The organism is Peloplasma aerotolerans, from assembly GCF_030012175.1.
In the GTDB taxonomy this organism is placed as follows: domain Bacteria; phylum Bacillota_I; class Bacilli_A; order Acholeplasmatales; family Acholeplasmataceae; genus Peloplasma; species Peloplasma aerotolerans.
On record NZ_JASCXW010000073.1, the window covers coordinates 1 to 1,982 of the forward strand.

General features: G+C 33.9%; 1 protein-coding gene. It reads left to right on the forward strand.

The genetic code is table 11. The features are described from left to right. The first annotated feature begins 199 nt into the window (after positions 1-199). Entirely contained in the window at positions 200-1,897 is a 1,698-nt protein-coding gene (locus tag QJ521_RS09585) for an IS1634 family transposase (RefSeq protein ID WP_282840259.1), read from the forward strand. The last annotated feature ends 85 nt before the right edge of the window (positions 1,898-1,982 follow it).

Genomic DNA, 1,982 nt, shown 5'->3' on the forward strand with positions numbered 1-1,982 from the left:
CTGACTTTTGCAGTACTAAAGCAATTTAAATGTTAAAAATATAAAGAAACGAACTATTCACTACAAAAACGAAGACGAATCAAAGGCTGAAATTAGGCATTGATTCGCCTTTTCAATTTATTTATAGCAAAACAAAAAAACATTAAATATATGTAGTGAATAGTAGTAAAGTATGATATAATATATTTGGGTGATAATGATGTATATTCGATTCGCAAAATCAAAATACAATAAAGAAGAATTTGTATACCTCGTCGAGTCTTATCGAGACGAGAAAAAGAAACCTAAACAAAGAGTAATCCAGTCTTTGGGGACAGTATCCGATCTAACAAAAGACAATCCGAACGCTATCGCAGAGTTAAAAGCATGGGCTAAAGATTTGAGTAATCGGCAGCAAGAAGAGCGATATGTCTCACTTTTGGTTGATATGAATGAGTCGATGACCAACGAACAGATTCCAATCAACTATGGGTATGTCTTTTTAGAAGCTATTTACAACGAACTCCATATCTCTGAGTTCATGAACAACTATCAAGCAAAAACCAATGTCAGCTATTCAATAGATGACATCTTGAAACTGCTTGTCTTTTCAAGAAGTTTGAATCCGGCATCCAAGAAAAGAACCTATGAACAAAAAGGAAATTACTTCTTTGAACTACCAGACTTTTCTTTAGATGACGTCTATCGCAGTCTAACGCATCTTTCCACAATGAAAGACGAGTTAACGCTTCATATTCACAACAGAATTCAAGAAACAAAAGGAAGAGACTGTTCTTTGATATTTTATGACGTAACGAACTATTACTTCGAATCGGAAAGTTTGAAAGGACTACGTCAAAAAGGCGTATCAAAAGAAAACAGAGAAACAGGGATTGTGCAAATGGGACTCTTCATAGATAGAGAAGGGATTCCAATTACCTATGAACTTTTTCCAGGAAACACAAACGATTTAGCAACGATGAAACCAATCTTAGAAAAAATAAAGAAAGAATACAATCTAGGCAAGATTACCATCGTAGCTGATAAAGGGAATAATTCAGGAGAAAATCTTGCCTATATTGACAATGAAGAGGATTTATATATCATCTCTCAAAGAATTAGAGCGAGAGGCACAGAACTCGCCAATATTGTTTTAGATCAAGAAGACTATGAATGGAATAGTGATAACACCTTCAAGTCGAAGACGGTTGAAAGAGAACGGCTCGTAAAAAGACCCGATGGATCGACTTATTCAATAACAGAACATCTCCTATGTTTCTGGTCAAAAAATGAAGAAAGTTATCAAAGAAACAAACGAGGGTTTTTAGACGAGAAGATAGAGAAGTTTATCAATAATCCATCTTTACTGAATGCATCAAACAGTTTTGGTGTTAAGAAATATTTCAAGAAGATGATGATTGATAAAATAACCGGTGAAGTGTTAAAAACAAAACCGACTTATGTATTTAATCAAGAAAAATATGAAAGAGATCTTGCCTTAGATGGATATTACTGCATCGTGACGAATGATTTATCGTTAGAACCACTCGATATCATTCATCATTATCATCAATTATCAAAGATTGAAGAATCGTTTAAGGTCACAAAAACGGATTTAGAAGGCAGACCTATTTATGTCTGGACGGACGAACACATCAAAGGTCATTTCCTTACCTGTTATCTAGCTCTTACGCTATATCGGCTTCTTCAACTAAAACTCGATAAGGCTTATCCAATTCATCAATTAAAAGAAGCGCTCAACAGTGCAAACATAATGAAACTTAACAAAGATATTTATCTTCTCCAAAGCACTACTTCATTATTCAATCAAATTCGAGAAACATATCGTTTAGATTTAGGATATAAAACAATGAAAGTTGAAAAAATTCGAAGAGAATTAGCGAAGGCAATCAAATAATCTATTCACTACAAAGGATTAACCGACTAAATAGCGAACATGAACCTTTTAGTCGGTTTTACTTACTAGATACTGCAAAAGTCAG